The 21,363-nt window shown below is 38.9% G+C and carries 17 protein-coding genes; 3 read left to right on the top strand and 14 right to left on the bottom strand.

The features are described 5' to 3' along the window. Positions 1-128: 128 nt before the first annotated feature. The gene (dgt, locus tag PSPO_RS18030; protein WP_010559146.1) at positions 129-1,601 is read right to left on the bottom strand and encodes a dGTPase; all 1,473 of its coding nucleotides are present in this window, start codon (positions 1,599-1,601) and stop codon (positions 129-131) included. Positions 1,602-2,207: 606 nt separating this feature from the next. On the opposite strand from dgt, the gene PSPO_RS18025 reads away from it, so the two are divergent. Continuing rightward, positions 2,208-2,480 (top strand): HU family DNA-binding protein, encoded by a 273-nt coding sequence (locus PSPO_RS18025; protein WP_010559147.1) that lies wholly within the window; start codon positions 2,208-2,210, stop codon positions 2,478-2,480. Between the two features lie 218 nt (positions 2,481-2,698). On the opposite strand, the gene ilvN is transcribed toward PSPO_RS18025, so the two are convergent. The 9 genes from ilvN to PSPO_RS17980 form a co-directional block, all read right to left on the bottom strand. Further along, positions 2,699-3,199 (bottom strand): acetolactate synthase small subunit, encoded by a 501-nt coding sequence (gene ilvN, locus PSPO_RS18020; protein WP_010559148.1) that lies wholly within the window; start codon positions 3,197-3,199, stop codon positions 2,699-2,701. Further along, the gene (locus PSPO_RS18015) at positions 3,199-4,923 is read right to left on the bottom strand and encodes an acetolactate synthase 3 large subunit (protein ID WP_010559149.1); all 1,725 of its coding nucleotides are present in this window, start codon (positions 4,921-4,923) and stop codon (positions 3,199-3,201) included. Before PSPO_RS18015 ends, ilvN begins: the two co-directional genes overlap by 1 nt. A gap of 425 nt (positions 4,924-5,348) precedes the next feature. Further along, positions 5,349-7,403 carry an alpha/beta hydrolase family protein gene (locus tag PSPO_RS18010; protein ID WP_010559150.1) on the bottom strand — a complete coding sequence of 685 codons (2,055 nt, stop codon included), beginning with the start codon at positions 7,401-7,403 and terminating at the stop codon, positions 5,349-5,351. 105 nt (positions 7,404-7,508) lie between these two features. Further along, positions 7,509-8,516: an isocitrate dehydrogenase gene (locus PSPO_RS18005; RefSeq protein WP_010559151.1), complete on the bottom strand. Its 1,008-nt coding sequence runs from the start codon at positions 8,514-8,516 to the stop codon at positions 7,509-7,511. Positions 8,517-8,707: 191 nt separating this feature from the next. Continuing rightward, positions 8,708-10,339, bottom strand: a complete 1,632-nt coding sequence (locus PSPO_RS18000) for a hypothetical protein (RefSeq protein ID WP_010559152.1) — start codon at positions 10,337-10,339, stop codon at positions 8,708-8,710. A 22-nt stretch (positions 10,340-10,361) separates the two neighbouring features. Beyond that, positions 10,362-10,745 carry a DUF3192 domain-containing protein gene (locus PSPO_RS17995; RefSeq protein WP_010559153.1) on the bottom strand — a complete coding sequence of 128 codons (384 nt, stop codon included), beginning with the start codon at positions 10,743-10,745 and terminating at the stop codon, positions 10,362-10,364. A gap of 1 nt (position 10,746) precedes the next feature. Then, positions 10,747-11,535, bottom strand: a complete 789-nt coding sequence (xni, locus tag PSPO_RS17990; RefSeq protein ID WP_010559154.1) for a flap endonuclease Xni — start codon at positions 11,533-11,535, stop codon at positions 10,747-10,749. A 107-nt stretch (positions 11,536-11,642) separates the two neighbouring features. After that, entirely contained in the window at positions 11,643-12,995 is a 1,353-nt protein-coding gene (ppnN, locus tag PSPO_RS17985; protein ID WP_010559155.1) for a nucleotide 5'-monophosphate nucleosidase PpnN, read from the bottom strand. 93 nt (positions 12,996-13,088) lie between these two features. Next, positions 13,089-14,624, bottom strand: coding sequence for a GGDEF domain-containing protein (locus PSPO_RS17980; RefSeq protein ID WP_010559156.1), 1,536 nt, complete (start codon positions 14,622-14,624; stop codon positions 13,089-13,091). A 399-nt stretch (positions 14,625-15,023) separates the two neighbouring features. Between PSPO_RS17980 and PSPO_RS17975 the strand changes: the two genes are divergently transcribed. Both PSPO_RS17975 and PSPO_RS17970 read left to right on the top strand, forming a co-directional pair. Then, complete coding sequence (locus PSPO_RS17975; protein WP_010559157.1) at positions 15,024-16,814, top strand: M61 family metallopeptidase; 1,791 nt, start codon at positions 15,024-15,026, stop codon at positions 16,812-16,814. A gap of 185 nt (positions 16,815-16,999) precedes the next feature. Beyond that, complete coding sequence (locus tag PSPO_RS17970; RefSeq protein WP_010559158.1) at positions 17,000-18,049, top strand: S1C family serine protease; 1,050 nt, start codon at positions 17,000-17,002, stop codon at positions 18,047-18,049. A gap of 278 nt (positions 18,050-18,327) precedes the next feature. Here PSPO_RS17970 and PSPO_RS17965 read toward each other — a convergent pair whose 3' ends face one another. The 4 genes from PSPO_RS17965 to PSPO_RS17950 are packed head-to-tail and all read right to left on the bottom strand — an operon-like array spanning position 18,328 to position 21,290. Beyond that, a complete protein-coding gene (locus PSPO_RS17965; protein WP_040642621.1) occupies positions 18,328-18,795 on the bottom strand; it encodes an outer membrane lipoprotein in 468 nt (155 codons plus the stop codon). A 10-nt stretch (positions 18,796-18,805) separates the two neighbouring features. After that, positions 18,806-19,405, bottom strand: a complete 600-nt coding sequence (lpoB, locus tag PSPO_RS17960; RefSeq protein WP_010559160.1) for a penicillin-binding protein activator LpoB — start codon at positions 19,403-19,405, stop codon at positions 18,806-18,808. A gap of 37 nt (positions 19,406-19,442) precedes the next feature. Continuing rightward, positions 19,443-19,871 (bottom strand): YcfL family putative periplasmic lipoprotein, encoded by a 429-nt coding sequence (locus tag PSPO_RS17955; protein ID WP_010559161.1) that lies wholly within the window; start codon positions 19,869-19,871, stop codon positions 19,443-19,445. Positions 19,872-19,880: 9 nt separating this feature from the next. Continuing rightward, entirely contained in the window at positions 19,881-21,290 is a 1,410-nt protein-coding gene (locus PSPO_RS17950; protein ID WP_010559162.1) for a COG3014 family protein, read from the bottom strand. Between the last annotated feature and the right edge of the window lie 73 nt (positions 21,291-21,363).

The raw sequence follows: 21,363 nt of genomic DNA, 5'->3' as shown, positions 1-21,363 counted from the left end.
CAGGTACTCAAATAATAGTTTTCTTTATCTGAGCAATGAACGTGCCTTAGTTAATTCGTTGATTTTTAGCGAATACTAAGGCTGAGTCAGTAAGTTTTCGCATTTTGCGACGCAATTTAAGTTTAAATCTACTCAATTACCATCAGTTTTCGGTATGTATCATAGGCAAATTGATCAGTCATATTGCCAATAAAATCTTGTATTAAACGTGCACGATAATAAAACTCGTAGATTGGATCGTTTTGATCAAACGCATCCAATGCATCGACCGATTTTTTATATACGGACAGATATTTCGATGAAATTCGGTTTAGTAAGCGCGATTCAACTGAAAAATTAAATTCACCAGCGAGTAGTTTATTAAAGTCGTTACGGGAATAGTCGAGCAAACACGCATATTCATTAAGCAACGTAGTAATAATCTTGTGTCCTTGTAATTCAAGCTGCTGCACTTCGTGATGACAAAATACATATTTAAACGCTACTGACTTAAGGGCTTTCGTAATCGCATGTTGATAGCTATTGTCTTCAATGAGAGAGGCATTAAAGCTACCATGGAAAATTTCTTCAATATTATCGCAAAATCGAATTGCACTGTGTTTTACTAACGGGTGGAGCAAGTTAACGCGCAGGCGAATAAAAAAATTATTCTCAATATTGTAATCGTGTTTTTGTGCGTAATCGTAGGCATGTTCGCACTTACGCTGCATAAATGAGCTAAGTTCATCTTCATTAATATTAAACTGTGATAGTACATTGCGGTATTCTCGGTCTAATATGTCTATTAAGAAAGGGATGGAAATCAATCCTTTTTCTACTGCATCCTCTATATCAGCTAAACAGTATGCGATATCGTCTGCGGCTTCCATAATGTAACTGGCAGGATGGCGGTGACCTAACTCTATGCCTAGTTCGCCACAAAGCGTTTCAATAAATTCACTTTCACTAAAGTAATAGCCAACTTTTTTCATTAAATACTGCTTATTTGCTGGCACCTGCTGTTTAGGCAATGTGCCACAGCGTGTGTATTTTAAGATACTGGCTGTTTGACAATAGGTTAGGTTAAGCGCAAATAAGCTGTGAACATTTCTTATCGCCTGTGCGTTACCTTCGTAATGACAAAGTTCGTGTAGTATCGATTGCGTCGGTGAAAGCGGGGAATCTTCACCCATATTGTTAGAAAATGCGTGCTTTGAAAGCGGATGAGCCTTTAAGTATTTACTAAACCAAGCATTTATCGCGGCTTCACCAAAATGACCAAACGCAGGATTACCGATATCGTGCATCAAGCACGCCATTTCAACTAAACTTTCTAATTCACGCTCAAGAGGCTTCAACCCGTATTGGGTCAGTTGGACTTCGTTCAGTGTATTAAATATGGTGTGTACAATAAATCGGCCATTTTGTTGCACTTCGAGAGAGTGGGTGAGGCGTGAACGAACGGCAGCATTGCGCTCAAGGGGAAATACTTGTGTTTTTTGCTGTAATCTTCGCAATCCTGCGCTATTTATAATACGTCCACGATCGCTCTCAAGTGCGGTTTTTGTATTGTTCGTTTGATTCAACGGACGTTTAGCATTTATTTTCTGTTTGAAATCCATAGCGATATCGTTTTTCTGTTTTTTACAATTTAACACTCAGGCAAAACGGATTCTAGCGTGTTTTACTTGGTTCACTTAATGTTCAGTTTAATTTTGGCATGATGATTCTAACTTAAAGCCTAAAAGATGATTTTAAGTTTATATCCCGAGTATTTATGAGTTTATGAAAAGCAAAAACCCGCTGGGCTAGCGGGTTTTTTATTATATAACGCGGCAAAAAATGCTCAAATCTGTTCGAATAACTTGTAGGTATTAAGAAATATAATTATTTTTTCAACCTTTTTTGATCTCGCTGCGACTAAGTAATAAATACTCAATATCTGGGATGATAAAAATGGATTTAAGTTACTTTTTAGCAAACTATGCAGACCTTCTAAGCCTATTACTTTCGCCGGTTGTAAGCCTATGGCTTTGTTTTATTGCAACACAATTACTCGTAAAGTCTAAGCATCAGGCCGTTTAAGCAACAAGATCATTAAATTACTAACTTAAAATCAATTTTTTTGGTGATTTTGCTTAAAAAATGACAAATACGTATTGCCAAGCCAGAAAAAATGCATAACTATAGGGTCTGCAAAGGCAAAATAATAAAGATAGGAATCTATAATGAACAAAGCACAATTAGTTGAAAAAATCGCTGCGGACGCAGAAATTTCTAAAGCAGCAGCAGCTCGCGCATTAGACGCATTCACTGGTGCAGTGTCTACATCATTAAAAGACGGTAACTCTGTAGCGCTAGTTGGTTTCGGTACTTTCTCTGTTAAAGCACGTGCAGCGCGCACAGGCCGTAACCCACAAACTGGTGAAGAAATTCAAATCGCTGCAGCTAACATCCCTACTTTCAAAGCAGGTAAAGGTCTTAAAGACAGCGTTAACTAATTTGTAAAAGTTATCATCCCAATAACTTTAAAAAGGAGCGTTAAGCTCCTTTTTTATTGTTTGTTATTCAACTGTAGGTTAAACCCATTTGGTAATTATTCGATAAAATGGTGCTGGGTAGAAACATGCTAACCAGGCTGAACCTGCAACGTAGTTATTTACATTGAATAATCCAACCTAGTTAGCAAAACAGCGTAATTATCTAACACGCTTTATAATTACTTTGGTCTTAACGCTTTGTCGCCACGACTTAAACCAACTGCGCCAGATCGCACGACCTCAATCACCTCTGTCTCATTCTTTAAGGTATCGATAAAGGATGCGAGCTTATCAACTGCGCCAACTAACTGCAGTGTGTAGGTTGTTTTACCCATATCTAAAATTGATGCACCGAAAATATCAACCACACGGGTTACGGCCGCACGTGTTTTCTCTTCATGAGCCATCACTTTAACTAACAATAACTCACGTTCAATATGACTTGCATCACTCAGGTCAATCACTTTATGTACATCTACTAGCTTATTAACTTGCTTAGTGATTTGTTCAAGAATACGGTCATTACCTGTAGTGGTTATTGTAATACGCGATAATGAGTCATCATCAGTTGGACCCACAGTTAAGCTGTCAATGTTGTAGGCGCGCTGCGAAAATAAACCAACAATACGTGATAGGGCGCCTGGCTCATTTTCTAAAAGAATGCTTAAAATATGACGCATTATGCTTTTACTCCTTTTTTCAGCCACATCTCATCAACTGAGCCATGACGAATTTGCATTGGGTACACGTGTTCATTTTCATCTACATTGATGTCGATAAATACCAGTTTGTCTTTATGGGAAAATGCTTCTTTTAACTTTTCATTCAGCTCGCTTGGGTGGTCAATGCGAATACCAATATGACCATAGCTCTCTGCGAGTTTTACAAAATCAGGTAGGGATTCCATGTAAGAACATGAGTGGCGACCCGAATAAATCATATCTTGCCATTGGCGTACCATGCCAAGTGATCGGTTATTTAAAGACACTATTTTTACTGGCAAGCCATATTGCATACAGGTTGATAATTCTTGAATATTCATTTGAATAGACCCATCACCGGTAACACATACTGATTCTTTATCAGGAAAAGCGAGTTTTACACCCATCGCTGCAGGAAAACCAAAACCCATAGTGCCAAGGCCACCAGAGTTAATCCACTGACGTGGTTTTGCAAAAGGATAGTGCTGTGCGGCGAACATTTGGTGCTGACCTACGTCTGAACTAATATAGGCATCGCCCTTAGTTACTTCGTAGAGCGCTTTAATTGCGGCTTGTGGTTTAATTTTTTTTGAGTCAGTTTCAAAACTTAAACAACGCTGTTCGCGCCAATTATTAATTTGTCGCCACCAATCTTCTTGCGCAGCGCGGTCAATTTGAATGTCGCTTTTACTAATCGCACTTTGCAATTGTGCAAATACAGTCGCAAGATCGCCAACAACCGGTATATGACAGTGAATGGTTTTAGAGATAGACGTCGGGTCAACATCAACCTGAACAATCGTCGCGTTGGGACAAAACTTCTTAACATTATTGGTTACGCGGTCGTCAAAGCGTGCACCCAATGCAAGAATAACATCGGCATTTGCCATTGCTTTGTTTGCTTCCAAATTACCGTGCATGCCAAGCATACCGATAAAGTTAGGGTGCGTGCCTGAAATACCGCCTAATCCCATAAGGGTGTTAGTACAAGGTGCGTTCAAGCTTTCAACTAGCTCTGTTAATTGCTCTGATGTATCAGATAACACAACGCCGCCGCCTGAGTAAATAACAAGTCGTTTAGCATTTAATATAGCGGATGCTGCTTTTTTGATTTGCTTTGGATGACCTTTGGTATTGGGGCTGTAGGAACGCATCGATATGTCATCTGGCATAATGTAATCAAACGCAAGTGCCGGATTCAATATATCTTTTGGCAATTCCACAACAACAGGGCCTGGTCGACCTGACGCAGCAAGATAAAATGCTTTTGCTAGGGTTTCTGGGATCTTTTCTGCATCACGACAGTTAAAGCTGTGTTTTACGATTGGACGTGAGCAACCAACAATATCCGTTTCTTGAAAGGCGTCATCGCCAATTAAATTGGTGGGTACTTGGCCAGATAAAACCACCATTGGAATTGAATCCATGTAAGCAGTTGCAATACCAGTAACGCAGTTAGTTGCACCAGGTCCTGATGTGGCAAGTACAACACCCACTTCACCTGTTGCTCGCGCAAAACCATCGGCCATATGTGTCGCAGCTTGCTCATGACGCACTAAAATATGATCAAGCTCGTTCTCGGCAAATAGGGCATCATAAATATCTAATACGCTACCACCGGGATAACCAAAAATATATTTAACCTTAAGTGCTTTTAACGCTTTAACAACAAGCTCAGCACCCGACATTTTATTACTGTCCATCCTCATTCCTCTGTGCAGTAGATAAAAAAAACCCCCGCTAGTTGCGGGGGCTTATTAAATTCAGTATGACAAAATTAACTAATAGCTCCCCGCTGGCGACTTAATTAAGACCAGGACGAAGACTGTTAGTAGAAGAAATAATGTCATTTAAATTTGCTCTAAAAATTGATTAACGTATTTGTATTATTTTTGTTAACTGTTGTCAACGGTGAATTCTTCAATTGACATAAATAATTCATTATTATCAGTATTAAAATTAAAAATGTGGTTTTTTTGGTTATCTTTGATTGCTGGTGAATTGAAAATGCAATCTTTTCAAAGTGTATACAATAATTTATTGTTACTGAATTAGTACTTTAATTTATTTCGGAATTTTGTACATAAAAAAAGGCCCAAATAGGGCCTTTATTTAAATAAGAAGCTAATTATTTATTTTCTTCTTTTTTCGCTTTTAAATTTGCTGCGTGGTCAATCTTGTACTCTGGCATTTCAGTTTTACCATTTAACAAGTAGTTATCCATCCAACGCATTAAACGTAGGCTGTAATCATATTTAGCAGCCATACGCTTGTTACCGTGACCTTCGCCTGGGTAGTAAATTAAGCGTACGTCTTTACCTTGTACTTTCATATAACGGTAAAGTTCCATTGATTGTGCAGGGTGGACACGAGGATCGTCTTTACCGTGCATGATCAATAATGGTGTTTTAGATTGACCAGCCCAATAAATAGGTGAACGCTCTAAATACCATTGCCATTTGTCCCAAGGGTAAGAACGCGCGTGTACTAGATGCATTTCGTTTGAAATGTCAGTAGTACCAAATTTTGATAATTGGTTAGTTACACCAACAAACATTACCGATGTTGCAAAATGTTCAGTGAGTTTTGTAGCAGCCCATGCTGACGCATAACCACCGTATGAACCACCTGTAATACCAACGCGTTTAGTATCAACTAAGCCTTTATCAACAAGGTGTTGCTTAAAACGAACAAGATCGTTGAACTCTTCTCCTGCATAGTCATTTTGACCAAGTTTAGAGTAGTCAACGCCTTTACCTGTTGAACCACGGTAGTTAGGGTACAGAACTGCGTAACCACGTGCAGCCGCTACTTGACCAGGACGAGAGTAGTTAGTTACCCATCCATCTTTGTCGTGACTTTCAGGGCCACCGTGAACCGACATAATTAGCGGATAACGAGTACCTTCTTGATAGTCTAATGGATAAACAAGTACGCCATCTAAACGTGTTCCATCTTCGGCTTTGAACGAGATAGTTTCTTGTTTAGCTAGACGCTTATCGTTTAACCACGCGTTTGAATCTGATACTCGAATATCTTTTTTACCACGTAGCATAAACGCTTCAGTCGGGTGTTTACGTGAGTGACCCGCAAACGCAACTGTCTTATCTGAATCTGAAATAGATAAACGGCCAGCAATTAATTTACCGCGTTTAAGCTTGGTTTTGTATTTACTTGAGCCTGGCTTAATTGTTGCGATAAAGCTTTCTGTATCAATTTGCGCTACGAAATGCAGGGTATTTGACTTATTTGCCCATTCGAAATCGCTGATGTGGCCTTCAAAATTAGGTAACCAGTTTTCAATTTTACCTGATTCTGCATCTGCCAAATATAAGCGGCCTGTTGCAGGGTCGTGCTTGTCTTGTGCACCAAGAATTGCGATATACTTACCATTTGGTGAAAATTCAGCTGCGCCTAATTTGCCTTCAGTTGCAAATGAAGTAACTACTTTTTTGCTCGAAAGATCAAAGATATGCCATGTTGATTTCATGTACTTATCGTCGATAAGTGCTGAAGGCTGTGTTTTAACTAGTAGTTTTTTAGCATCACTTGACCAGTTAACATCGCTTACGTATTGATCAATTCCTAACCCTTCAAGGGCGATTGGCTTTTCGTTTACAGCTAAATCAACAACCATTAATTCTGCAGTTGTTAAACCAAGCTCATAAGTTTCTGCTTTAAAGCCTAATTTTGCCAATTCTTTGTCTGTTTTCGGTTTAGCAGGCTTTGCAATTATCGCAACGTGTTTGTTGTCTGGACTTAGGTCATAAGACGAAATAGACGTGCCTTTTAAGGCAATTACTTTTTGCCATTGACCACCATTTACCGGAATGCGATAAAGGGTTTTAAATTTGTCTTCTTTAAACTTTGCTAAGAAGTAAACAAACTTACCGTCCACAGAATACTCAAGACTTGAGATATTTACTTTACCAGTAATGAAAGGGCGCTCATTACCTTTAGCATCAGTAAGATAAAGTTCGCTGTAGTTAAAACCATCTTTTTCTACATAAATTTCACGTGGCACAGAGCGGGTAAATGCAACTGCATCGCCATCTGGGCTAATTGCAGTTTGGCCAACTGATTGGATTTTTGTTAAATCTTCTAGTGTTAGTGTGTCATTAGCAAAGGCAGCGCTTGTAGATAAACCTAGCGCGACAGCTAATGCTGATTTGATTAGTTTCATTGTGTCCTCGTTTACTGATTGTCAGCGGGTAGTAGTCTAAAATGACGAAAGTAAAAGGCAAGAAAATGCGATAAAAAAAGGTGACTTACGTCACCTTTTTAAAAATTATAATGCTTCGATAACTGCTTGGGTAAAGTCAGTCGTTCCGTGGCTACCACCTAAGTCGCGTGTAGTACGGTCGCCTGTTTTAATTACGTGAGCAATGGCTTTACGAATACGCTCAGCTTTTTCTGCTTCACCTAAATACTCTAGCATTTGAATAGACGCAAGAATCACAGATGTTGGGTTTGCAAGGTTTTTACCAGCGATATCTGGTGCACTACCGTGTACCGCTTCAAAAATAGCAGCATCTTTACCAATATTTGCCCCTGGTGCCATACCTAAACCACCAACAAGGCCAGCACATAAATCAGAAAGAATGTCACCGAATAGGTTAGTTGTAACCATTACGTCGAATTCTTCTGGGTTCATTACTAGCTTCATACATGTCGCATCTACAATCATTTCAGCAGATTCAATTTCAGGATAACGCTCAGCAACCTCACGCGCTACTTTCAAGAAAAGGCCCGATGTCGATTTCAGAATGTTTGCTTTGTGTACAGCAGTTACTTTTTTACGACCTTCACGCTTTGCTAGTTCGTAAGCGAAAGTAACGATTTTCTCAGCACCTTCACGTGTGATCTTTGACATTGCCTCTGCTTCAGTACCATCTTCAGATACAACTTGGCCAAGACCTGAGTACATACCCTGTGTATTTTCACGGATTGTGATGATATCAATGTCGTCGTAACGCGCTTTAGTACCTTCAAATGACTTGACTGGGCGAACGTTAGCGTACAAGTTAAACTTTTTACGTAATGTAACGTTAATTGACGTAAAGCCTTCACCTACAGGTGTTGTTAGTGGGCCTTTTAAAGTGATTTTGTTGCGTTCGATTGCATCAAGGGTTGCTTGTGGTAAAAGCTCACCTGTTTTTTCAAGTGCAGCAAGACCCGCATCAACAAATTCATACTCATAATCGCAACCAACTGCATTTAGGATCTCAAGCGCTGAATCAATGATGCTTGGACCAATACCATCGCCTTTAATAACCGTAATGGTTTGCTTAGACATTAAATTTTCCTTTAACTGAATCGAGCTACCCGGTTGGGTAACTGTGTACGTGAGATTGTCACGAACAAGCATAGCATCGTGATGCCAACTGGTTAGTTATTAATGCTTGCTCATATTATTATTCAACGGCTATTTATAGCAATTTTTAGCAGATTAATCCACAAAAGGCGTAAAAATGACGGTATTTGTAATTATAAAACCCTGTTAACAGGACTAAAGTCTAATAACTTGGTTAAATAATTATCTAAATTTTCTATTTGAAGTTGTTGTTGAGCATAAATCATCTGCTGTTTTATGTACGCCGGCTGTTGTTCTAACGTTTGACCTAAGTAAACCAAATTACAAAGTACTAAGTGGACAAAACATGCACTGTGTACCTCTGTACCCTCAGTTAATTGATACCCGCTTTGGCTAATTTCAAAAAACGGATTTGCTTTTACCTGATCAGGTAATTCTTGGTTATGTAACGCATAGAAATTAACTAACGAATTGATATCTGTAATGCTGTGTTTGGGTGTAGTGGTGTTTATCGGCAAAACTATGCCGTGCGGAAACAGTTTAAACGTAAATGCGATGTACTTTAATGCGTAATTGATGACTTTTTGACATGGAAAATGCGGGTCGATAATTTTGTAGCTTTCAATAAACGCAATCAACAGCGAAACACGATTTTCAACGTAATGCCAATTGAGCTTTCCTAAACTACATAAACGTTGCAATAATTGCTGATTTTCTAATAAGTCAGGTAGTTGTTCAATGCCTACCAGTGCAATGGCGTGCCTAATATCTGATATGGGATTGTGTGAAAATCGCTGTGCTAAATTAAGCACTAACGTGTTGGCATTTGGATTTTTTTCAAGCTCGCCAAGTAATTTTCCAATACTAAAATGTGCCGCTTTGCGAATTACGCGTAAATCATGAGTAGTAAAGTATTCATTAATATGGGGTGCGTTGACGAACTTCACTAGCTCGGGCAATTTTTGCCACAAACCAATAAGCGATTCAATTTGATTCGTCGCGGCAACGCGATGCTTGACTAAACGTGCACTGGTTTTTACTTCTTTAAATGACTTACTATCGGTGTGGTAACACAGTAATTTATTGTTTGATACTTGTCCCAATACACGTAATTCGAGTCCTTCGTTTCGAACCGTCTCTCCGGGTAATGGGCTATTAAATAGTTGGCCAAGTTCAGTTAAAAGTGACTTATCTTCAGTACGGGTTGTCTTTAAATAAACAGTGTGTATAGCGTCACGTAAGGTGTGCGCTGGCATATCATCAACACAGGTAATTGCTTTAGCCAGTACGTAACTTAAACGCACAATTCGGTTATCGATAGAATAGTGCGGTTGCTGTTTTATTTTAGCGACAAGATCCGTTTGCAATAACGGTAATTTGCTTAAATGTGGTTTAACAAACTGATAGGTGTAGCGATAACGGTTTTTGTAGCGCTCATGTTGTTTTGCATTTAACAATGTTTTTGCAGCAACACAATTAAGTTCGTTAGATATGGTTACACAATGCGATATCGCACTTTGCAGTAATTTTACGCACGCGATACGATTTAAACCGCTTATCTTTGCAAAAATACAAATTAAAATACATTGGCGACTAATCAAATTAGTTGCGTAACTGTACTTTGCGTTATAAACAGCAAGGGTTGCTATCGAAACGTGTTGATTAGCGTGAAATGTTTCTTCAATGCGTGTCGCGGCATCAACAAGTAATGGGTAGGCTGAGCGCCATTGGGTTTTGTCATTATAAACGTTAAATAGTTTGTCTAAACTATCCACGCTCTCCATTAATTGCTGGGCTAAATCCACTCAAATGTTCACTTATTCTTCGTTAATTAACTCTATCATACGCAATTTCTGCGCCAGGACCCCACGCAACGAGTTGTTCATTTTTGAAAAACATCCCTGTGCATTCATCTTTGGTAGTAATACCATCAGAATGTTCATGCTGCGTGCGGTAATAGATAATTTGAAATACGTCGTCACCTTTGCGCTTTGCAAACGTTAAGTCAGGCGAACCTAAATTGTTGAATACTTGGTCTAAAAATACAGGAGAGTCGGCCTTTAATTTACTAAGATACCTTTTATTGAAAGATTCCCTGTCTTGCCAATACATGCCTTGTGGGTCGTCTTTATAAAAGTTGATAATAAGGCCCGCGGCAATCGCATAAATCCCTAACCCTAAGACAATGTATTTCAGAATTTTATTATTCATACTAAGAACTCGGTAAACGTAGTGCCTTCAAACTGAAACCAAGATGAATATCTTGGCGTAAACTTACCAATAGCTTAGCACGAATATAGGCATCATGATTGTCGTTTAACTTGTTGAAAACACGTTTTAACTCATCTGGATAGTCAGTCGCTAAAAGGGCGTCTTCAACTGACGGGAATTGCGTTAATAAATTGACTGCGCCTTGCTTGCCAATTCCACTTACCCCCGGAATATCATTCGTTTTATCGCCGTTGAGTGCCCAAAAATCGGTGAGTTGTGAGGGGGCTAACGAAAATTTTTCAATTACAGACTGAATCGAAATATATTCGCTTTTAAAGTAGTCATACACATGAATGTAGTCGCCAAGTAAAGGTAAAAAACCTTTGTCGGTAGAGACTATTGTTGACGTTACTTTATTGGTAGACGCTTTACTTGCCAGTGTTGCGATTACGTCATCTGCTTCATCGTGCTCAGGAACATAAACCGTTATGCCAAGTTCTGAAAATGCTTGGTAAAGTTTAGGCAGTGCGTCAGCCAACTCATTAGGCATTGGTTTTCGTGATTGTTTGTAATCTGAATAATAGTGATAGCGCCAGCTCGTATCACCATCAAAAACGGCAATAGCATGTGTAGCGTTCGTATTTTTTAACAGTTTTCGCGCCGCATTAACGACCCTAAAATAGGTGTTTTTGGTAGCCAAATTTGCATCATTTCCTGCTTGTTGACTATCAACAGCATAAATTCGCCTTATTAAATTAAGCGCATCAATGAGTAGTAAATGAGTTGCCATGAATACCTTAACGTTAAGAAAAACTAATACGCGTTGTAAATGAACTAAATTATGAACATAAAAAAGGCGCTAATGAAGCGCCATTTTACCTGTTTTTGTCCAGAATATTAAGTTTCTATACGATAGCAGGGGGTATAAACCGCACCAGGTAGTTTCATTCTTCCTTGAGCTACAAATGCAGCGAGCAGCTTATCCATTTTAGTCATTAATTCTTTGTCGCCCGAAAGTGCAAACACACCATGGCGCTTAATTGCTTTAATGCCTTCATCTTTTACGTTACCGGCAACAATGCCAGAAAACGCACGCCTTAAATTAGCGGCGAGTTGCTCTTTGGGTTGGTTTAAACCTAAGTTGAGGTTCGCCATATTTGTGTGAGTCGGCTCGAACGGTAATTGAAATTCAGGTTCAATTTTCAAAGACCAATTATAGTGGTAGGCATCGCCTCGTTCTTTACGGTACTCTCTAACGTTTGCCATATTTTGACTAAAATACTTACCAACCGCTTCAGGGTCATCAATGATCACTTTAAATTTAGAAAGCGCTTCGTCGCCAAGGGTCTCTTTTACAAAGTTAACTAACTCATCAAAATAAGCACGCGACGATTCAGGACCTGTTAACACCACCGGCAGTGCTTGTTTTGCATTATCTGGGTGAAGCAAAATACCCAATAAATAAAGTAATTCTTCGGCTGTACCTGCACCGCCCGGAAAAATAATTATACCGTGCGCAGTTCGAATAAATGCCTCTAAGCGCTTTTCGATATCAGGTAAAATTACCAGCTGATTAACAATTGGATTAGGGGGTTCGGCCGCAATAATACTTGGCTCAGTTAACCCTAAGTAACGGTTTTGCGTAAAACGTTGTTTAGCATGTCCAATTGTGGCGCCTTTCATTGGGCCTTTCATTGCACCTGGTCCACAACCAGTGCATATATTTAAATTACGTAAGCCTAGTTGATAACCCACTTCTTTGGTGTACTTGTATTCAACTTCTTTAATAGAATGACCGCCCCAACACACGATCATGTTGGGATCTTCGCTTGGCTTTAATACCCGAGCATTACGCAACATATCGAATACAACATGGGTAATGTGTGATGAACTCGTAAGGTTTATTTTACCATCTTGATATTTGTCTTTAATAAACACGATGTCGCGAATAACTGCGAGTAAATGTTCGTTAATACCGGTAATAATTTTACCGTCGACAAATGCATGCTGAGGAGGATTAATAAGTTCCACTTTGATACCACGCTCACGACACAGTAAGTTAATATCAAAGTCTTGGTATTTATCGTAAATTTCTACACTAGAGTCGGTATGGCTACCGACATTAAGAACTGCGAGCGAACAATTACGGAATAAGCGATAAAGCTCGCTGGTTGATGAGCGTTTAAGCGCTTCAACTTCTAATTGTGAAAGTAAATCTAACGCGCCTGTTGGATTGATCTGTACTTGCATAGGCGACTCCTTGTACGTCTAAACTATATTTAAATTATGCAAATTATAATAAGCACTTAATTTAAATATAGTTTTTTATCATCACTAAGCAAGCTAATTTTTTAGAACAATGCGGTCACGTCCTGAGTTCTTCGCTTGGTACAAAGCTTCGTCTGCTCGGTCGAAGGCTTCTTGCATTGAATCGCCTTCTTTTAATTGTGTTGCACCAAACGAGATAGTAATGGTTACTGCTTTTTGTTTAAATTTAAATGGAATTGCCTTAACGGAACGCCTTAGTTTTTCGAGTGGTACCGAAATTTGCTCTAACTTGCTATGGGGCATAATAAGTACAAATTCTTCACCACCAAAGCGAGCAATAAAGTCGGTAACACGAATGGCTTTTTTGAGTGCTTTAGCCACTACTTGCAGGGTTTTATCACCAGCGCTATGACCGTAATTATCATTAATTGATTTGAAGTGGTCGATGTCTGCAACAACAATACAGAGATCGTGGTGGTCACGTTTAAAGGTATTGTATTCAAGGGCAAAGCGCTCATCAAATGCGGCGCGATTTGGCAGTTGAGTTAGGCTATCTTGTAAACTCTTGAAACGTTGCTCGGCTAGACGCTCTTGATATTGCTCGGTTTCTTTCTCGAGTTTGTTAACACGCTCGCCCATTTCTTTTAACGTAGTGACCAGCTCTTCGCGTTCTTGTTGTTCTAGCTTTTCTTTATTAGCGAGATCAACCGTTAACGATTCCATTTTCTCAGAAATAAGCTGCTTCAGCGTTGTAATATTTTGCGCTTCATCTACGTCTTGGCTAATAGTGCGCATTTTGTGCTGAATTTGCGCGTTTAGATCTTCCATTTGCGAGTTTATTTGGCTAGAGCGCTTTACTGACTCCATTAAACTCGCTTGCAATAAACTTAGGGTTTCATTGATTGCAAATAAGAACTTTTGTGCAGACGCACGTTCTTGTGAAATTGTTTCAACAATAATTCGAATAATTTCAACGCAACAGTCGAGTAGTACAGGTAAGCTGAATTCCTGTGACACTTTTTGTTTTATTGAATCAATGCGTTTACCACTTTCGCCTTCAAACGCTAACTCACTGAGTAAATTTTGTAACTCTTGCGCAAGCTCTGCTGATTCAGCGATGGCGTCACTGCTGTCTTCCTTGTGCTTTTTCTCTAATACCGCATGGTAAATTTCTACAAGACGCGTTAAAACGGGAATAAACTCGGTAGTTGCTTTTACATTTTCTAAATCACTTGTCAGTAAAATGCGAAGATTGCGACGCAAGTCATCAGGCAACCCTTTTTGGCGCTGAAGTTTTCTGCCAGCGGAATCGACGCTTTGATGTAATGCTTTTAGATTGGTTTCTGCGCGAGTGGCTTGCTCTTTAAATAGTTTCGAGATCTCTTCAAGCAACGGTACTAACTGTTCGTAATCAACACCTTTTTGAATCGTGCTGCGATACTTTGCTAAGCGATTATCCAATTCAAGGTCTAAGCCTTTGCAAACTAATGATAGTTTGGCGATAAACTGGGTTAAATAGTCAACTTGTACTTTATAAGCATGTTCGAGTTGTTTACGCCCTTTGATTGCTGAGTCTAACTTTGTGCGTAGAATACTAACTTGCTGAGACACCGTGATTTTTACCTATTTCTTTTGAGCAGTTGAAGTTTATCTCAATGCGCTGTCAATTTCGAGTCAAAATATGCTTATACTAAAGCATAGTTGCTTTTTAAGAATTTGTTCTTATTAGATTAAATACATAAAATTTAAATAGTTAGCTTAGCTAATGTTGTGATGATTTGGATTAAGGTTTTGAATCTTCTAAGTTATAGCGATTTTGTTGTAAGTAGATTGTTGTTAATTTAATGATAATCATACTTCACAGTTATAATCATTTTGTTACCTCATGGTTACTCAAATTTTCATAACGTTACATATAGAATATAAACAGTAGGCGACTACCTCAGATGCTGGTATTAAAAAGTTAAAATTGCTAGGGTTACGTAATTTTCTACTTTGCTTAATGGTATTATGAAACGTTTTATTCCTGCTTTTCTCCCGTTTGCTACGGCGTCATTATTTTATACAAGTCCGGTATTTGCCAAGGTTGATTATCAATTAACGATTGCACAAGGTGAACATCATTTAGGTAATGTCAGCGCCGAGTTTCCGAGTGGTTCAGAACAATTAATCGTGAAGTTACCATCGTGGCGTACTGGCCGTTATGAATTACTGAATATGGCAAACGGCATTCGTTTATTTAGTGCACAAGACGAAAGCGGGAAAGCGTTAAATTGGCAAAAAATTGATTCTAACTCTTGGCAGATTAGCACCACACCTAATCAAAAAGTAAAAATCAGCTATCAAGTTTACGCAAACGAGTTAGGCATGCGTTCACGTCATATCGATGATAGCCATGCATTTATCGATGCATCAGGCTTTTTTATGTTTTCAGAAGCCTATCGTGACCAAAAGGTGACTGTGGACTTAAACGTACCATCTGATTGGCGCAGTGTATCAGGCATGGATAATGGTGAGCACGCACATCAATTCGTCGCAGATAACTATGATATTCTTGTTGATTCACCCATTGAAACCGGTATTAACAAGCTATTCAAATGGCAAGTAGATGATCGCGACTATGAACTTGTTGTATGGGGTCAGGGTAACTACGATACCGATAAAATGATCACCGACCTTAAAAAGTTAGTTAAAACCGGTTCAGATATTTGGCACGCCTACCCATACAAACGCTACGTATTTATGGTACATGCAACAAGTGGCGCACGAGGTGCGACAGAGCATCTCAACTCAACGATTATCCAACGTCAGCGTGACTCTTTTCGTGAAAGAGATGATTACATCGGATTTATTACCACCGCTTCACACGAATTTGTTCACACTTGGAATGTAAAAGGGTATCGCCCACAAGGCTTAACGCCTTACAACTATACAGACCATAATTACACAGATTTACTTTGGGTAGCGGAAGGCTCAACCAGCTATTTTGACGACTTATTGTTAATTCGTGGTGATATTATTACGTTGAAAGAATACTTTAAGGGGTTGTCTAAAAACATTAATAAACATCTTGCACGTCCTGGTCGTGAAATCCAATCGGCATCTGAAACCAGCTTTGACAAATGGATAAATCAAGGTGGCGACCATGATACTAACTTTTCGACCAATATTTACAGTGAAGGCGCGTTGTTATCGTGGGCGCTAGATGTAAAACTTATTTCAGATAGTAATGGTGATGTCAGTTATCGCGATGTACATCGCGCACTTTATAAAGATTTTGCCTTGCCAAAAGGATTCACTAGCGGTGATGTAAAAGCGATTTTAAAAGCGGTATCGGGCAACGATTACACCGAGTGGTGGCAACAAAATATTGATAGCCCCGCAACGCTTAATTTTGATGACATGCTAAACACTGTTGGCCTTAGGTTTGATTATCCAAAAAGCGTAAGTTTTAAAGCAAGTGCTGATTTAAGTGGTGATTATAAAGATGGCCAAGTATTTATAAATAAAGTTAAGCGCGAAGGAAGCGCATGGAAAGCCGGATTAACCACTAGCGATATTATTGTTGCGATTAACGGCAAACGAATTAGCGAACCATTTGATAAATATCTAAAACGCTTTAAGCCAGGTCAATCAATTGATATCAGTTATTTTAGACGTGACACCTTACATTCAACTAAATTAGTACTGAGTGAAAAAGCGAGTAGCCCTAAGGTGATTAGTTTAGTTAAAAAACCGTCTCGCAAACAAAAAGCATTGTTTAAAGCGTGGTTAGGTGTCGATTACCCTAAGAGCTTATAAGTTACTATTCAGTAGCGTGCTCAAACCGATTTTGAGCACGCTACTTTAATTTTCAATAAACCATTTCTGTTATTATTCATTTCCAATAAACGTACTTAGTAAATAACGTTTTGAAAATTAGTTGTTTACTTTGACCGCATTACACTCAAAAATAACATGACTCAATTACACCCTAAGGAATAGTCGTGTTTAAAAATATACTTAAGCCAGCGTTTTTATTGCTAGTACTTGTCAGTGTTTCAGCTTTTTCAAAGGATTATAGTAGCCTTTATAAAAAGCTCGATAAATCTGTTGTTATTATTTATTCAGACAGCCAAGAAGTAAGAGCGGAAGACGACAAGTTAGTGACCAAAACAGCAAGCAGCTTGGGCTCAGGCACACTGATAAATCAACAAGGCTTGATATTAACCGCGGCGCATGTAGTAAATAGCGCAGATGAACTTACGGTCACGGTAAAAGAACGCGGTACTTACAAAGCGAAAGTATTGGCTAGTTTTGAAGCTGCGGATATTGCATTAATTAAATTGATCAGCAACGAAACAGATTTTCCGTTTGTAAAACTGGGTGATTCAAATAAAGCTGAAATTGGTAATGAGGTGTTTGTTATTGGTACGCCTTATGGGTTAGAACACACATTAACAGTAGGTCACTTCAGTGGTAAACGCATTTATCAGCGACCTGGATTTAATAAAATTGAGTTTATTCAAACAGACGCTGCAATAAACCAAGGCAATTCTGGCGGCCCCTTATTCTTGGAAAATGGTGAATTAATTGGTGTTGTCAGCTATATCCAATCACGCTCTGGTGGTAACGAAGGTCTCGGTTTTGCAGCTAGCACTGCAATGGTTAAAGATATTTTAATCGCGCAACCTATGGTGTGGTTTGGTTTTGAATACACATTTTTAACACCGGTAATGGCTGCAGCGTTAAACATTCCGCAACGGGCAGGGTTGTTGGTTGAAAAAGTAACAACGCAAAGTTTTGCGGAAAAACTCGGGCTTAAAGGCGGAATAGTGCCAGCAATTGTTGATAACAACCCGATTATCTTAGGCGGTGATGTTGTTCTATCGATTGGTCCGCATATGTTAACGGGTGAAGAGCAAAATTATCTTAATATTCTAAATTACATGCGTTCACTGAAAGGTGGCGATAAAGTAACGTTTAAAGTGTTGCGCTTAGGTCATGAAATAGAACTTGACGCAGCGTTACCAAATTTGAAAATTAAACTTAAGTAAAACATTAAGCTCAAAGTAAAAAATAAAATTAGCACCTTAGTATCGTAAAGGTGCTAATTATTACTTTAATTAACAAGCTGATATCGAACGCGCTACAAATAAAAAAGAATATTTAACCCTTTCTTTTCAGGTAGTTTATAATTATGATAACGTCACATTAAAAGGAGTTTAATAATGGCAAAATCACAAGGCAAAGGATCTGTTCATAAAGACATCATATTGTACTTTATTCTTGTACTAGCGATCGCCGCAATTCCAATCTTATATTTTCAATTTATTCAGTAAGCGATATCAACACGCACAGTATTTGACTGTAGATAAACGATTCTCACCGTTGACCCTTTACTAAATTGCATTTGGTTATCGTAATCTTGTATTACCATAACGCGTTGTTTATCTTCAGTTAAAATCATCATTTCGATCAGCTTTAAAGTGCGCTGTCGGTAATCCGGAACATTATTTTTAGCAATCGACGCGCCAATGATTGAGCCCAGTATGGTTGCGGCAACTTGACCGCTGCCATCACCAAATTGATTACCAATAACACCGCCAATGAGTGCTCCACCAAAGTGTTTCCAACCAGCTGATTTATCGCGGATTAATTCGGTATCAGTAATATGACGAAGTGTTTCCACTTTGCCATAAACCACTTTTTCTACCGGAACCGCTTTATTACGTTCATAACCAACCGTTTGAAAACTGAATATAGCTAAAACGAGTGTCGAAATTATGACAACAATGCGCATATTCATAGCATTACCAACCTACACGTTTTTTCTCACGATTTTTACGTATCTCTGTTTCATCAGCCCATTCAACTAAGCCTGTTTTAAGGTCCATTAATCGCATGGTGAATTTGTAATAAACATCTTGTTTGTCTTTGTTGAACTTTACAATGCTTGAAAGGTTGCCATATAGCATATATTCAGCGCCAACATGCTGTCCAAAAGCAATCGCCTTACTTTGATCCACCATGCCACCATCTTGCTGAAACGTTAATTGCTCACGGGCTGCTTCAACACGCGCCATATCAACAAAACGCACGCTCCCTGAGCGTAATAGTTTAGTCGAGATAGAGTCTGTAATTGATTCTGTATCTATGTGTTCGCTGGTTTTGTTCTTGATACGTTCAACGAAAAAGATAGGCCTGCCATTTTGACTAAACTCTTTCATTGCAGCTGAAACTAATAGCGAATCCGTCATTTCTGCGGCGACTTTTTGCAAGTCGGTTGAACCAAAACCAATGTCGACGGTTTCAACTTCTGTTGCATCGCCGTATGTCACCACTTCTCGGTTTGCACACCCACTAATCGCTAACGTTGTTAATAGGCTTAATGTAAGTAAACTGTTTTTCATAGTAATTCCTTAATATTTTTCGCACAGAGGTTATGTACTAAAAACGATAAATTGTTTCGTTAATTTCGCGTACATACAAACGAAATTTCACAACGTCTTTTGTTGGCGCAATCGCACCTAAATTTACAACTTGATAACCATGAAGCGGTAATGACTTCCACGGCTCTTTACCTTGCTCAATTACAAAACCGTCTTTATCAAACCAATTAAAATGGTATTGAAGGTTTTGCGTTTTGTTATAGTTGCTGGTTAATTCTAAATTTACGTCAAGCAAGCCATTGGTTGTACGCGTGAGTACATTTGAAATGACTAATCGTTTTGCAAGTGTCGGGTTATCAACTTTTAAATGCGCCTGCCAATTATCGTTTGCTGTGATCTGTTCGGTTCCTGTGCCTGATGTGACGGGTTTACCGGCACAACCTTGTAACAACGCAAAGAAAATTACAATGCCAACTATGTTTTTCATTTTAATCACCTATATTGTATAAACCGTTGTGTTTAGCGTCGAACCAAGGTTAACGACCTTAATCAAAACGGGCTTGTTACCATCTGTTGAAAATGAAACGGGATGTGTTATCCCATTTAAATTAATCGAAAGCGTATGCTCACCGGTTGTAAGATACGTTTTTGCAATTTGATAATTATTCGCAAGCGTTAACCACGAGCGAGTATCTGCACGCTCGCTCGCAAGGTTGTAAAGTGTTGCGATTATATTGCCAACATCACCGCCATTGCGCGCGGCGCTTTTTCTAAATTGCTCTTTTGCGATTAGCCGTGTTATTTGCCTTGCAACAATGCCAGGCATACGCTCCTTTAAATCTTTTGCCGCAAGGGCTGACAATTTAACGATTGTTTCGCTTTGTAATGTTTGTTCACCAATATTAATAGATAGAGGTGCTGCGTGTTCATGGTTATTTGCATAACTTGGTAATGCAACACTATAAAAACGAATATCATCGCGGGATGTAAATATTGGCAAATCGATACGAGCTTCTGTTTTTTCAGGAATTAAGCCTTGCTCTATTAACACAAGCACTGGCACTTGGTTATTCTTTGTTTGGGGCAAATCAGCATTAAATCGTGCTTTGAAATAGTTATATTCGTCATCAAAGCCAAGGTACTTAGCTAAACGCAAAATATCTTGCTGTAAATAGGTGTTTTCAGAATATATATCGATTGCACGTTTGTAATCGATATAAGCGGCATTGTATTCACCCGTAGCTTCGTATAAAAACCCTGACAAATAAAACGTAAACGCATTTTGAAAGCCATTTTTAACCGAACCAATCATATCGTCCATAGTTGGATAGCGGCTGTATAGATCGTTTAAGTCTAACGATGTATTTGCTACTGCTTTTTCTAATTCGTCTTGGTTTTTCTTAAGTGCTTGTAGCTGTACTAAATTAGCGCGTCGAACTTCTACTAATGCACCTTCTATATTATTTAAAGCGACATAGTTGAGCGATTGCAGGGTGTGCACCATAGTCTGTTCAAAATAGGGGACGCGGTAGTCTCTTACATTGTCATTAGTTAAAAACGACGCCGTTGTTTGCAGTCCTTCACTGATTTCAATATTTGCTGCAAAATTTTGTTTATCAATCTGATACAGGGCATTTTCGAATGCAACTTTGCTGTCTGTGTAATTTTCAGAGAGTTGTGACACCCTTGCATTTTCAAGCTGACCTAGCGTATTAGATACGTTGTTTGCTGAATGTGTTGGTAGCAAACTCGCGGCTTGTTGCATATTTGCGCTCTGTAATGCGTTACGCGTAGGGGTGAGTTGTTCAGTGTAGTTTGAAAATAGCTGTCCGCTGGTTATGCTGCTGCAAGCAGACAAAAACACCAGTGCACATGTAATAATTAAAGCTTGAAATACTAAACGCAAATTTCACCTAACAGCCATAGTCATTAAATTTAATTCATATACAGTATGAGCGTCTAAATAGTTTATTTCACGT

This window comes from Pseudoalteromonas spongiae UST010723-006, from assembly GCF_000238255.3.
Lineage (GTDB): Bacteria > Pseudomonadota > Gammaproteobacteria > Enterobacterales > Alteromonadaceae > Pseudoalteromonas > Pseudoalteromonas spongiae.
The sequence above is the reverse complement of the archived record's forward strand: the minus strand, read 5'-3'. Positions and strand labels throughout refer to the sequence as shown.

Excerpts from the sequence above, each read along its gene's own strand:
- dgt (WP_010559146.1), bottom strand. The coding sequence starts at position 1,601 with ATGGATTTCAAACAGAAAATAAATGCTAAACGTCCGTTGAATCAAACG.
- PSPO_RS18025 (WP_010559147.1), top strand. The coding sequence starts at position 2,208 with ATGAACAAAGCACAATTAGTTGAAAAAATCGCTGCGGACGCAGAAATT.
- ilvN (WP_010559148.1), bottom strand. The coding sequence starts at position 3,199 with ATGCGTCATATTTTAAGCATTCTTTTAGAAAATGAGCCAGGCGCCCTA.
- PSPO_RS18015 (WP_010559149.1), bottom strand. The coding sequence starts at position 4,923 with ATGGACAGTAATAAAATGTCGGGTGCTGAGCTTGTTGTTAAAGCGTTA.
- PSPO_RS18010 (WP_010559150.1), bottom strand. The coding sequence starts at position 7,403 with ATGAAACTAATCAAATCAGCATTAGCTGTCGCGCTAGGTTTATCTACA.
- PSPO_RS18005 (WP_010559151.1), bottom strand. The coding sequence starts at position 8,516 with ATGTCTAAGCAAACCATTACGGTTATTAAAGGCGATGGTATTGGTCCA.
- PSPO_RS17995 (WP_010559153.1), bottom strand. The coding sequence starts at position 10,745 with ATGAATAATAAAATTCTGAAATACATTGTCTTAGGGTTAGGGATTTAT.
- xni (WP_010559154.1), bottom strand. The coding sequence starts at position 11,535 with ATGGCAACTCATTTACTACTCATTGATGCGCTTAATTTAATAAGGCGA.
- ppnN (WP_010559155.1), bottom strand. The coding sequence starts at position 12,995 with ATGCAAGTACAGATCAATCCAACAGGCGCGTTAGATTTACTTTCACAA.
- PSPO_RS17975 (WP_010559157.1), top strand. The coding sequence starts at position 15,024 with ATGAAACGTTTTATTCCTGCTTTTCTCCCGTTTGCTACGGCGTCATTA.
- PSPO_RS17965 (WP_040642621.1), bottom strand. The coding sequence starts at position 18,795 with ATGCGCATTGTTGTCATAATTTCGACACTCGTTTTAGCTATATTCAGT.
- lpoB (WP_010559160.1), bottom strand. The coding sequence starts at position 19,405 with ATGAAAAACAGTTTACTTACATTAAGCCTATTAACAACGTTAGCGATT.
- PSPO_RS17955 (WP_010559161.1), bottom strand. The coding sequence starts at position 19,871 with ATGAAAAACATAGTTGGCATTGTAATTTTCTTTGCGTTGTTACAAGGT.